General features: G+C 31.1%; 9 protein-coding genes and 1 pseudogene. 4 read left to right on the plus strand and 6 right to left on the minus strand.

Features of this window, described 5'->3' with window-relative positions:
• The first annotated feature begins 6 nt into the window (after positions 1-6).
• A complete protein-coding gene (gene tnpC / locus NMU03_RS06105; RefSeq protein WP_290141755.1) occupies positions 7-675 on the plus strand; it encodes an IS66 family transposase in 669 nt (222 codons plus the stop codon).
• Between the two features lie 299 nt (positions 676-974).
• Here tnpC and tnpA read toward each other — a convergent pair whose 3' ends face one another.
• Positions 975-1,493 (minus strand): IS200/IS605 family transposase, encoded by a 519-nt coding sequence (tnpA, locus tag NMU03_RS06110; RefSeq protein ID WP_290141756.1) that lies wholly within the window; start codon positions 1,491-1,493, stop codon positions 975-977.
• A gap of 684 nt (positions 1,494-2,177) precedes the next feature.
• On the opposite strand from tnpA, the gene NMU03_RS06115 reads away from it, so the two are divergent.
• Positions 2,178-2,495 (plus strand): Fic family protein, encoded by a 318-nt coding sequence (locus tag NMU03_RS06115; RefSeq protein WP_290141757.1) that lies wholly within the window; start codon positions 2,178-2,180, stop codon positions 2,493-2,495.
• A 194-nt stretch (positions 2,496-2,689) separates the two neighbouring features.
• A complete protein-coding gene (locus NMU03_RS06120) occupies positions 2,690-2,872 on the plus strand; it encodes a hypothetical protein (protein WP_290141758.1) in 183 nt (60 codons plus the stop codon).
• Between the two features lie 77 nt (positions 2,873-2,949).
• Here the strand turns inward: NMU03_RS06120 and NMU03_RS06125 are convergent, their stop codons facing one another.
• From NMU03_RS06125 to NMU03_RS06135, 3 genes and pseudogenes are all read right to left on the minus strand, one after another.
• The gene (locus NMU03_RS06125; RefSeq protein WP_290141759.1) at positions 2,950-3,912 is read right to left on the minus strand and encodes an alpha/beta hydrolase; all 963 of its coding nucleotides are present in this window, start codon (positions 3,910-3,912) and stop codon (positions 2,950-2,952) included.
• Between the two features lie 1,076 nt (positions 3,913-4,988).
• Positions 4,989-9,211: pseudogene (locus tag NMU03_RS06130) on the minus strand (acyl-CoA dehydratase activase-related protein).
• 238 nt (positions 9,212-9,449) lie between these two features.
• On the minus strand, positions 9,450-9,716 hold the full coding sequence (locus NMU03_RS06135) for a winged helix DNA-binding protein (RefSeq protein WP_290141760.1): 267 nt from the start codon (positions 9,714-9,716) through the stop codon (positions 9,450-9,452).
• A gap of 147 nt (positions 9,717-9,863) precedes the next feature.
• On the opposite strand from NMU03_RS06135, the gene NMU03_RS06140 reads away from it, so the two are divergent.
• A complete protein-coding gene (locus tag NMU03_RS06140; protein WP_290141761.1) occupies positions 9,864-11,180 on the plus strand; it encodes an amidohydrolase in 1,317 nt (438 codons plus the stop codon).
• Between the two features lie 265 nt (positions 11,181-11,445).
• Here the strand turns inward: NMU03_RS06140 and NMU03_RS06145 are convergent, their stop codons facing one another.
• Both NMU03_RS06145 and NMU03_RS06150 read right to left on the minus strand, forming a co-directional pair.
• The gene (locus tag NMU03_RS06145) at positions 11,446-12,363 is read right to left on the minus strand and encodes an HD domain-containing protein (RefSeq protein ID WP_290141762.1); all 918 of its coding nucleotides are present in this window, start codon (positions 12,361-12,363) and stop codon (positions 11,446-11,448) included.
• A complete protein-coding gene (locus tag NMU03_RS06150; protein WP_290141763.1) occupies positions 12,329-12,973 on the minus strand; it encodes a YggS family pyridoxal phosphate-dependent enzyme in 645 nt (214 codons plus the stop codon). Before NMU03_RS06150 ends, NMU03_RS06145 begins: the two co-directional genes overlap by 35 nt.
• Between the last annotated feature and the right edge of the window lie 494 nt (positions 12,974-13,467).

Consider the following 13,467-nt stretch of genomic DNA (forward strand, 5'->3'; position numbering starts at 1 on the left):
TTTACCTTGTACAGTTTTTATTCTACCATCAGATATCAGGCCTATGACAAACTTGATGATATCAGACACATGGGATGCTGGGCACATTGTCGTCGAAAGTATTTAGAAGCACTTGATGGTGCACCATCTGATACAGATCTAAAAGGTACTGCAAGTTACAGACTTCTTCATAAGATCAATAAGCTTTTTACGCTTGAAAAGAAATTAAAAGGCAAAAGCTATGAAGAGATCAAAGACACAAGGCAAAAAGAAGCAAAGCCAATCATTGATGATTTCTTCAAGGATGTCAAGGAATGTGCAAAAGTAGCAGTTGAAAAGACCAAACTCAGCCAAGCCTTAACATACAGCATCAACCAGGAAGAAAACTTAAGATTGTATCTTGAAGAAGGTCGTATTGAAATATCCAACAATCGAGCAGAAAATTCAATTCGTCCATTCTGCGTAGGTCGTCGCAACTGGCTGTTTTCAAACACAGTTAAAGGAGCAGAAGCAAGTGCAGCAATCTATTCGCTCCTTGAAACAGCAAAACTTAATAATCTCAAGCCATATGATTATTTTGAATATCTTTTAACAGCATTAACTGAAATAGATATTAATGATGACAAGGAACTAGAAAAGATCATGCCATGGTCAAAATCATTACCAGAAAACATATATCTGACTAAAAAATCGTAGAAATACGATCTTTTAGTCGTTAAATGAAATCCAATAAATACTTACAGTCCTATTATAGTGTTTCTTCAGCATTATTTATAGGGCTTTATTATTTGACGCTTACGATGAATTAGCCCGTTATCTCTATGAAAAAGAAACGATTACCGGTGAAGAATTCATGGATATTTTGAATAAAAACCACGCCTAAAAGGCGTGGTTTTCTCTGCGACTATAAGCCTTTGTTACTTGCTCGCGTCTAAAGGCGCTGCTTTCACTTCGTTCAAGCTATCGCTTTTGACTCTCGCTATCCCTCAAAGGGATTATTTCTCTTTCTTAACTGTCTTTTTCTTTTTCTCCTGTTTTTTCTTCTCTTTTTCTATTTCTCTGTCTTCAAATGGATTTTGATATTCTTTCACACTGAGTTTGTCCATCGCTATGTCATGTCGCTCTTGTTCCCTTATATATTTTGCGACCGTTGCATCATTCAATCCCACTGTGCTCACATAATATCCTTCTGCCCAGAAATGTCTGTTTCCATATTTATATTTCAGATTTGCATGTCGATCAAATATCATCAGTGCCGATTTTCCTTTTAGGTATCCCATGAATGATGATACACTTAATTTTGGTGGTATCATCACTAATATATGGACATGATCTGCCATCAGATGCCCTTCTATGATTTCTACTCCTTTATATCGGCATAATGTCCTTAATATCTCTCCTATGTCATTTCTTAGTTGATTATAAATCACTTTTCGTCTATACTTTGGAGTGAAGACGATGTGATATTTGCACATCCACTTCGTATGTGCCAAAGAATTAGCTTTTTGAGCCATACTTTATCACCTTTCCGTTCCTATAATGATAGCTTGAACACTTTCATTATAATGGAAAGGTGATATTTTGTATAACTTTTTATCGCTCCACCCGCATAGCAGGTGGTTTTTTGTTTCGCATACTTTGTATGCTCAACTGACTAAAGTCAATATATTCATACTAGTATGAATATTTAAAATAACTAGGAAAAGCTGACACATTCAGCTTTTTCTCTATTTTTATATAAATTTAACATTTTATGTTCATACAACAACCCAAACCAATAACAAATTCCTAGTTTATAAAAAACATAGCTTGTCATATCTATAATCAATACGAACAGATAAGTAAAGTCAGAGAATTTTAATTTTAGACTTGATTACTTTAAAATCTAAGAATACTTTAATTCTCGTTTTCAACTTTACTTTTTTCTTTTATCGGCAAAATTCTAACTATTTTATTTTAAAATATATTTTTTGTCGATAATATGTTATACGTATAAAATAAGAAGGAGGTTTTGATATGCGATATTTTTAAGTAGCTCAAATAGCTAAACAATGGAATATATCCAAGCGAAGTGTTAGAAACTACTGTGCTCAGGGGCGTGTAAAAGGTGCTTTTCTTAATGGTAAGACATGGAATATTCCTGAAAATGCAAAAAAGCCAACTAGAAAAAACTAGCAAAAAAATTATCTAGAACCCTATTGAATGTTTTAAAAGAAGAAAAAGAAAATAAACTTCATGGAGGTATCTATCATAAAACACAAATTGATTTTACCTATAATTCTAATCATATAGAAGGAAGTCGTTTGACTCATGATCAAACAAGATATATTTTTGAAACCAATACAATTGAAGTTGAGGGTGAAGTTTTAAATGTTGATGATATTATTGAAACATCAAATCACTTTCGTTGTATTGACATGATTATAGATCATGCTCATTTGACATTAAATGAAAAATTCATTAAAGAACTAAAACGGAACAAAAGATGCTCGTCAAGATTGGTTCACTGTTGGTGAGTATAAGAAAATTCCTAATGAGTAGGTGGAAGAACAACTGCACTTCCTGAAGAAGTTCCTGATAAAATGAAGGAATTATTAAATGAATATAATAAAAAAAGAAAAAAACATTAGAAGATATATTAGCGTTTCATGTAAAATTTGAAAGGATTCATCCCTTTCAAAATGGTAGTGGTCGTGTTGGTAGATTGATTATGTTTAAAAAATGTTTAAAAAATAACATTGTTCCTTTTATTATTGAAGATAAAATAAAAATGTTTTACTATCGTGGTTTAAAAGAATGGGATTATGAAAAAGGAATTTTGTGGGATACTTGTTTATCAGCACAAAATAACTATAAAGCCTATCTAGATTACTTTAGAATCACTTATAATTAAAAACATATATTTTATGAAAAAAGCTGTAATGAAATCACTATTATAAAGTAACTTCATTACAGCTTTTTACATTTATCTTAATTTATATTTTGATCAATAAAATCAAAAACTTTATTCCAATAAGTTTCTACATCATAATCTTTAGATTGAGCATGACCTGCTTCTTCTACAATATAGAGTTCTTTAACTGTTGGACAGGCATCATAAACTTCATAAACCATTTCAACGGGTACAAAATCATCTTTGCCACCATGAATAAACAACATTGGTTGATTGGCTTTTTTGACTTGTTCAACACTTGAAGCTTCTTTAAAATTGTATCCTGCTTTCGCCTGAGCCATTAAATTAGAAATATCTAAAATAGGAAACGATGGTAGAGAAAAACGTTTATCTAACTCACTCGCAAAAATATCCCATACACTCGTATATCCACAATCTTCAATATAACCTACAACTTGTGGTAAATGTTCACCTGAAACCATCATCACTGTAGCTCCACCCATGGAAATACCATGTAAAATAATTTGTGCTTGATTATCTTTTTCAATAATCCAATTCACCCAGCAACCAATATCATCTTTATCTAACCAGCCCATACCAATATATTCGCCATCACTTTTTCCATGTGCACGATTATCAGGTAAAACAACATTATATCCTCTATCGTAATATTCACTACCATATGACATCATATTTTCATTACTTGATTTATATCCATGTATCAAAATAACCCATTGATGACTATCATCATGATCAAGATATTTTCCTTTTAGACTTATAGAATCCAAACTACTTACAATCATTGGTTTTGTTTGAGCCTCAAAGTCCATACCTTTCATCATTTCTTCATTTTTATTTTGATTTATTTGATTTTGAATACTATCTGATAATTTAACTTCATCACTTTCATCAATTTCTCTTTGATCTGAATTGCTACTTGGTGACAGGGCATAATTGACAAAATATGTTCCTACTCCATATCCCACACTGACTAAAATAGAAATAATGACAAAAGTGATAATAAACCATTTTTTCTTCAAAGTTATCACCCTTTCATATTGCCTTATTTTACTGAAAACATGTGAATTCTTCAAGAAAAAAACCATAAATATATCATTATACAATGAAAAATATTATATATCTCATTTGGACTATCTGCATAAAAACAAATAATGCAGTTAAAAACAACAAAATTCCTATAAGAATACAAAAATTAAAAATTTTTGGTACACTAAAAGAAACAGATTTTACTCTTTCATCAATAATTATTGCACGAGGTACTTTATTTTTGGTAAAAAAATATTTGATTTTTACTTTCTCATGTGGATGAAGACTTGGTGTCTTTGATGAATAATGTTCAGTTTGAGTCATTATTGTATGAGCGTTCTCCTCAAAGACAACATAATATTCAACATTTCCTGTATCAGAGAATATAACTCTATCTATTGTACATTGATAATCTCTTTCTTCACATTCACTTTTTTCAAATTTCTTTTACCCATAAATGCAATGACAAAGAAAATAATAGACATTAAAAAAATCATAAAACATTTTATCGTATGATGTTTCTCCTTAAATTCAATATGTTTACAACAATACTTTATATCACATAATTTTCAATATATATCACTGAATAGAGTTGTTGAATATATTTGACTTTAGAAGTCATTCTATCTCCCCTATCTTCAACAATGTTTCACTTTTTTATATTATAAACTGATTTATAAAAAATGTCATGAAAAGAAAGAATCAGCTTGATTGTTTATTCAATTTGGATTCTATATCATTCATTTTCTCTTTCAGTTTATCTAAAGCCTCATTTAAAATATCAAAATTATCTTTATCATTATTTTAACTGTCACTTTGAGTATTATCATATCGAGCCTGTAATAAAACAAGATAACTAGAATTAGAAGATAAAATATCGCCTATGACATTAAACCGTGCTCCCAATGCTGCCTGCTCATTTACATCAAATTCTAAAGTTAGTAATTATCCTAGGATAACAGCTGTTCCAGTAAAGCCATAAACATCTATATCAGGAATATACATTTTCCCACCTCTTATTATAAAATATGTGTATTTTGTTTCATATTCGCAAAAAGAAGAATATGAACTATTCTTTGTTCATATTCTTAAATGCAGTTGACAACATCAACTTAATTCTATTTAACTGATTGACTTCACTAGCACCTGGATCATAATCAACAGCTACAATATTACTTTGTGGATATTTTTTACGTAAAGCTTTAATTACACCTTTTCCAGTGACATGATTTGGTAAGCAGGCAAATGGCTGCATACATACAATATTTGGTGCTCCCTCTTCAATAAGTTCAATCATTTCTCCAGTCAAGAACCATCCTTCACCAGTTTGATTTCCGATAGAAACAACTTCACTGGCTTTTTTCGCAATCTGATCAATTGGTGTTGGTGAATCAAAACGCTTAGAAGCTTTTAAAGCTTTAATCATATCTTTGCGTAAGAAGTCTACAAACCATATTGCAAAGTTACATAACCACACTGATGATTGAGAAGCATCAAAATGTTCATGTTCGTACCATGTGTTATAGAAACAATATTGGAAGAAATCAATTAAATCAGGCATCACTGCTTCTGCACCTTCTGATTCAATGATATTGACAATTTCATTATTAGCAGTTGGATGGAATTTGACTAAGATTTCTCCAACCAATCCAACTCTAGGTTTTTTTATGTCTAATAATGGAAGTTCATCAAAGTCTTTAACGATCTGATAAACATTTTTCTTAAATTCTTTCATATTTCCATTTTTAACATTTTCCTGACATTTTGCTACCCATGATTCATAAAGTTTATTAGCAGAACCTTTAACTTTTTCATAAGGACGCACACGATAAAGAACACGCATAAATAGGTCCCCATACATCGCTCCAATAACAACTTTTTTAGCCATTTTATATGTGATTTTGAATCCTGGATTGCTTTCCAATCCTGATAAGTTCGCTGAAATCACAGGAATTTGTTCCATACCGGCATCTTTCAATGCTTTTCTAATAAAGGCAATATAGTTAGTGGCACGACATCCTCCACCTGTTTGAGAAATAATCAAAGCCACTTTATTTAAATCATATTTCCCACTATTAAGTGCATTCATCATTTGTCCTACAACCAAAATACTTGGATAACAAGCATCATTGTTGACATATTTTAAACCCTGTTCTACAGCATTTTTATCTACTGATGGTAAAACTTCAAAATTATAGCCTTCTGAGTTTATTGCTGTTTCAACAAATTGAAAATGAATAGGTGACATTTGTGGACATAAAATTGTATAACGCTCTTCTTTCATCTGTTTTGTGAAAGGAACTTTCACTTGTTCATATTTTTGTGATAAATCAATAATATCTTCTTTCTTTTCAATTGTTGCTTTTAAAGAACGAATGCGAATACGAATAGCCCCTAAGTTACTTCCTTCATCAATTTTAATTAAAGTATAAATCTTATTTCTCGCTTTTAAAATTTCAGCTACCTGATCGGCTGTCACTGCATCCAATCCACAACCAAATGATGTTAATTGAATAAGTTGTAAATCTTTTTGTGAAGATACAAATGAAGCAGCTTTGTACAAACGAGAATGATATGTCCATTGATCAACAACACGTAATTTTAAATGTTCTTCATCTAAATAACAAACACTATCTTCACTTAATACGACAAATCCTTCACTTGTGATTAAATCAGGAATACCATGATTGATTTCAGGATCCACATGATAAGGTCGACCTGCTAAAACAATACCCTGCATATTGTTTTCACGCATATATTCCATAGCACGTTTTCCTTCTTGACGAATGTCTTGTTGACAATGATTTAATTCTTCATAAGCTTTATCAATGGCTTGATGTAATTCATTATCAGTAATATTGAACTCACTTAATTCTTCTTTTAAGACATGGAATAATGTCTTTTTATTATTTAATGAAATAAATGGATTTTTAAATTTTATATTTTTTTGTTGGAGATTATCAACATTATTTCTAATGACTTCCGGATAAGAAGCGACAACTGGACAGTTATAATGATTTCCTGCATCATCGTTTTCTAAACGTTCATAAGCAACTGATGGATAGAAGATAAAAGGCACTCCTCTTGCAATCAGGTTTTCAATATGTCCATGTGTAATCTTTGCTGGATAACAAGCACTTTCACTTGGAATGGATTCAATTCCTTTTTCATAAATTGCTTTTGAAGAACGTGAAGATAGAATAACTCTAAACTTCAATTCTGTAAAGAATGTATGCCAGAATGGATAGTTTTCATACATATTTAAGGCTCTTGGAATACCTACAACTCCACGAGAGGCATCTTCAATTGGTAATGAATGATAATTAAACACACGACGATATTTATAATCAAATAAGTTAGGAAGTGATTTTGATTTTAATGGAAGATTCGCTCCTCTTTCACATCTATTTCCACTAATAAATTCTCTTCCATCATTAAACGATGTGATTGTCAACATACAGTTATTTGTACATTTTCCACAATTTCTCATCGTATTTTGATATGTCAAGTTTTCTAATTCTTCACGTGTTAATAATGTTGTGCCTTTGCCATCATCTTTTTCTTTCGCAATTGTTGCCATTCCGTAGGCTCCCATTAATCCGGCAATATCAGGTCTGACAACTTCTATGCCAGCTTCTTTTTCAAAAGCACGTAAGACGGCTTCATTATAGAAAGTTCCACCTTGTACAACAACATTTTTACCAATTTGTTCTTTACTTCTTAATTTAATAACTTTATACAACGCATTTTTAATGACAGAATAAGATAAACCAGCTGAAATATCAGCTAAAGAAGCCCCTTCTTTTTGTGCTTGTTTAACCTTAGAATTCATGAAAACTGTACAACGACTTCCTAAATCCAAAGGATGTTTGGACATTAAAGCCATCTGAGCAAATTCATCAATTTCATAACCTAAAGAATGAGCAAATGTTTCAAGGAATGAACCACAACCTGATGAACAAGCTTCGTTTAAAGTAATATCTTGAATCACATCATCTTTAATTGTGATAGCTTTCATATCCTGTCCACCAATATCTAAAATAAAGTCAACATTGGGTTCAAAGTGTTTAGCAGCTGTATAATGAGCAATTGTTTCTACTTCACCATAATCAACTTTTAAGGCTGCTTTAATTAATGATTCACCATAACCTGTTACTCCAGCTTTTTGAATATGACATCCTTCAGGAATGAGATCATAGATTTCTTTCATAATTCTAATAATTAAATCTAAAGGATTTCCTTCATTAGAATTATAGAAAGAATATAAAATAGATCCTTCATTATCAATTAATACGACTTTAGAAGTTGTTGAACCAACATCAATACCCACATAAATATTGCCTTTATATTTTTTTAGATTTCTTTTCTTTGTCATTGCTTGAAGATGTCGATCTCTAAATCCTCTTAATTCATCTTCATTATAGAAAAGTGGTTCTAACGTATGAGCAGCTTCTGTCCCATGATCTTTTAAAGCCTTTAAATCTTCAATGAGTTTTTCTAAAGATATTGATTCTTCCACATCTTTAGCATTTAAAGCAGCACCCATTGCCACAAATAATTGTGGATTTTCAGGGAAAATAATATCATCATCTTGAAGATTTAAGGTTTCAATAAAACGTTGTCTTAATTCACTTAAAAAGTATAATGGTCCTCCTAAAAAAGCAACTTTTCCTTTAATAGGTTTCCCGCATGCTAAACCACTGATTGTTTGATTAACAACGGCTTGAAAAATAGATGCCGCAATATCTTCTTTTCTTGCTCCTTCATTAATTAAAGGTTGGACATCTGTTTTCGCAAAACACCGCAACGAGAAGCAATGGGATAAATACGTTGATGATTTTTCGCAAGCTCATTTAACCCAGTCGCATCTGTTTGTAATAAAGTTGCCATCTGATCTATGAATGCTCCTGTTCCACCAGCACAAGTTCCATTCATACGTTGTTCTAACGAACCTTCAAAATATGTAATTTTGGCGTCTTCGCCACCTAATTCAATCGCAACATCCGTTTGTGGAATATATGTTTCAATTGTCTTGGTACAGGCAATGACTTCTTGGACAAACTTTACATTTAACGATTGAGAGATAGATAATCCCCCTGATCCTGTAATGACAGGGTGAATTTCAATATGAGGATACTCTTTATTGATTTCTTCTAATAATGTCAAAATTGTATTTCTAACATCTGAATTATGTCTGACATAACGAGAAAATAAACATGTATCCTTTTCATCTGTTAAATAAGCTTTTACGGTTGTAGAACCTACATCAATTCCTAAATAATATTGACTCATAACACTTCTCCTTTAAACATAACCACTCAGTAGTTTTTAACTATATCTTATTTCGACATAATCTTCAATTCATTTGCATTACTTTAAATCTTTAATGATTTGATTAATCTTACCAGATAAACGTAAGTATTCTTTAGTATCTTCGTCTCCTAGATGTTCTAAAAGAGTTACAAAATAACTTTCTATTTCTTTTTTCTTTCATAAGCAAATGCTTTTCCCTTATCTGTAATAAAAACTCTTATCTTTCTTTTATCCAAAGGATCTTCTTCTCTTTTATGAATCCTTTTTTAGATAAAGTATTTAAAACTGCAGCTACCCTTGATGTATTAATATCAAAACGTTGACTAATTTCCGATGCACAAACACCATCTCCGCCCATTAAATAAATCAGGACAGCACCTTCCCCTCTAGCAATTTCACTGATATCACCATGACAGAATTTAAAAGACTGTTCATTCTCTATCATATATCCTATTAATTCTCTAGCATATTTTTGATAATCCATTTCTATTTACCTCACACTATGAGCATTTTAAACAACTTTTTTGTATTTGTCAAATTATTTGTTATTTTGCCTATTTTCATGAAAACTTCAATATTATTTGATGTTCTTATTTGTTGTTGATAAAATAAAGAAAAGGGGAGATACTTCATGTATGAAAAAATCAAAAAACTAGCTGAATTATATTATCCTAAAACAGTAGAATGTCGTCGAGATTTACATAAGTTTGCTGAAAAAGGTTGGCTGGAAGTCAGAACTGCTTGTATGATTGCGACAACATTAGAAGATTTAGGATATGAAGTGCTTATTGGTGAAGATATTATGAAAAAAGAGGCAAGAATGGGTGTACCACCAGAAACTGTTTTACATTTAAATTATCATCGTGCCCAGAAACAAGGAGCCAATCCTTATTATCTTGAAAAAGTTAAAATGGGAATGACTGCTGTAGCTGGTGTTTTAAAATGTGGTGAAGGACCTACGCTTGCTTTAAGATTTGATATTGATGCTTTAGGATTGATAGAAGAGTCTTCTTCCTGTCATTATCCTTTTACTCAAGGTTTTGCCTCTGTGCATCGAGGAACTATGCATGCTTGTGGACATGATGGACATACAGCTATTGGTTTAGCAACCGCCAAGATTCTCATGGATATTAAGGAACATCTTCATGGAACGATTAAACTTATTTTTCAGCCTGCTGAAGAAGGTGTGATGGGAGCAAGAAGTATTGCAGAAAGTGGTTTTCTAAATGATGTTGATTATATTTGTGCTGCGCATATTATGCCTCAAGAAAATCAACCCTATGATTTGTATTTTGGAATGAATGAATCGTTTGCGACTACCAAATTAGATGTGACTTATCATGGCGTATCAACGCATGCGGCTGAATCTCCACAGTTTGGTAAAAACGCCCTATTGTCAGCTGCTAACTGCATTTTAAACTTACATTCTATCCCTCGTAACAGTAATGGACAAACTCGTGTCAATGTTGGGACTGTGCGTGCTGGAACAGGACGTAATGTCGTGCCTGAAACAGCCAAACTAGAAATAGAAGTACGTGGTGTCACAAGTGAACTGAATCGTTATATGGAAATCTATGCTAGAGATATTATTGAAGGTTCGGCTCGTATGCATGATACTGTTGTTGAAATCAAAGAAATGGGAAAAGCTTATGCTTTGGAATGTGATGATGATTTTATGAATACTATTCGTTCTATGTGTCAGCAGTATCTTCCTGATTTAAAATTACCTGATGAAAATCTTAGTCCTTTAGGTGGTAGTGATGATTTTTCTTATTTAATGGAATGTGTACAAGCTCATGGTGGTAAAGCGACCTATATGAAATTATTAACACCAATTGTTTCATCACCTCATAATGATGCTTTTGATTTTGATGAAAAGGTTCTTCAACTAGGACCACGTGTTTTTGCAAGTCTTATTTATTATCTATCACATGAAAACAAGGCATAAAATACAGTTTGTATTCTATGCCTTTTTCTTATGGTTTCACTTTTTTATAACGTTTTTCTTTTGTCACACCATTATCAATCAATTGATTATCCCTTACTCCCTCATATAATAAATTCTTTATTCCTCTTTCTTTTACATTAAAAAATCTATATGGAGAAATAATCATTCTTCATATAGATTTTTTATTTTATAATAGCTTTTACATAACGATGAAAATCATCATTCAAATAATTTTGCACTGCTTTATTTAATTTTTTATCAATATCTAAAATACGTTGATGATAAACCTTGGGATTAATATAACGTTTTTTAGCCTGAACCTTAAAATATCCCTTTTGTGGAGATAATGATACAAGCACTTGATTAAATTGAGTAAAATCTTCAAAAGTTTTTTTGTTGTAGGATGATTCATTAACTTTTGAATAACCTGTGTTTCTGTTGTATATAAATCCTGATAAGTACAAATACCATTTTCAATCGCATATCTCATTAATCTAGCAAGATATTCCATACAATAACGATTTGCATCACAAACATAATACTGACTGCATTGAAGCATTGTCTGTGTAAATAAACGTGCAACTTCAAGATTATCAAAAACAATTTCATCTTTTGTTTCATTCACATGCAAGTGATGATAGATATTCTTGATTTCATCTTGCTTCAATAAACCATAATAAAGAGCATTGGATAATGTATATTCTAAACGATCAGCTGAAAGTTGTGGGGTATCATTATCAGCAATGGGATAATCATGATAATTGATGACTTTGTTTTCATCTATATGATAACGAAGAAAAATCTTTTGAAGTTCATGATTATTTTTAATCATTTGTTCTGTTAAATTTTCTGTAGCAACTTGTTGTAAATAATCATGATGCATAAAATCAATCACATGTGCAAATACTGGTGAGGCTATATCATGAAGTAAAGCAGCGATTACCTGATGTTTATCTTGTGTAAAATGATAAACAATCAATGCAACTCCTATACTATGCTGATATCTTGACACACCTCGACAATGACAAAAAGGTTCAAACTGTGTATATTCATTCCCACAATTCATACCTACATCTTTTAATCTTTGAAAAAGCGATGTTTGAATGATATCTTGAACATATTCGGGTATATCTTCATGATAAATCATATTATTCTTTAAACAAGGCTCTGCCAATTCTGACAATTGTTGCTCCTTCTTCTAATGCAATGTAATAATCTTCTGACATTCCCATTGATAATTCATGTAATGGATATTGTGGATACTTGGTTTTTAAAGTTTCTAGTAATTCCCTTGTTTTTCTAAAATAGATACGTGTTTGTTGAACTTCAATATGAGGAGCCATCATCATTAATCCATCAACAATCAAAGATGGGCAATGGCTCAAATATTCCATAACTTGATCCATTTCTTCTTCATCAAAACCATGTTTACTTTCTTCCTTCGCAATATTGACTTGTATTAAGATATGCACTTTTAAACCACGTTTTTGTGCCTGTTTTTCTAATTCATCAATCAAATGAAAACTATTAACAGAATGAATCAATTCAACCTTATCAATAATATATTTCACTTTATTTTTTTGTAAAGTTCCAATAAAATGCCAATGTCCCTGCCCATGATATTGTTCATACTTCTCTAAAAAGGCTTGAACTCTATTTTCACCAAAATAAAGACAACCACAATTTTCTAATTTTTCTATTTCTTTTTCATCTATATATTTTGTAGCTGCCACAAGTTTAGCAGGTTTGACTTTTTCTAACATTTCTTTCACTACTGCATCATTAACAAACATATATAAACCTCCCATCATTTTTCGATATTTCTATTATATAATCTTTTTAACATAACTTAAATCATAAAAATATATTAAACATTGGTATTTGTTAAATAATTTATTTTTAAAAAAACCATATTATTGAATAATAAATAATCATACTAAGAAAAATATATCTTATAAATATATGATACATAGTATAAACCATGTGCGCATTATTCAAAAACTCAAAATAAGTACCAACACTAAAATAACCAGCTAAAAACAACCACATTATATCAATACATATATTGTAAGTTTTTATATTTTTTTAGGAGCAATTTTATGTCTACCCAAAAATTCATAGGTCTTTTTGTAATGAAGGTATATATTGCTAGAGCAAAAAACGCTATTGCCACTATCCACATTCCTGAAAGATTCATTTTCATTAATCTCTCCTTTCTATGTTATTAGTTATATTATAGCATCCTGCGTATTATAATAAAACGCAAATTATATATTCTATAATATAA

The sequence above is a fragment of the Allocoprobacillus halotolerans genome, from assembly GCF_024399475.1.
Lineage (GTDB): Bacteria > Bacillota_I > Bacilli_A > Erysipelotrichales > Coprobacillaceae > Allocoprobacillus > Allocoprobacillus halotolerans.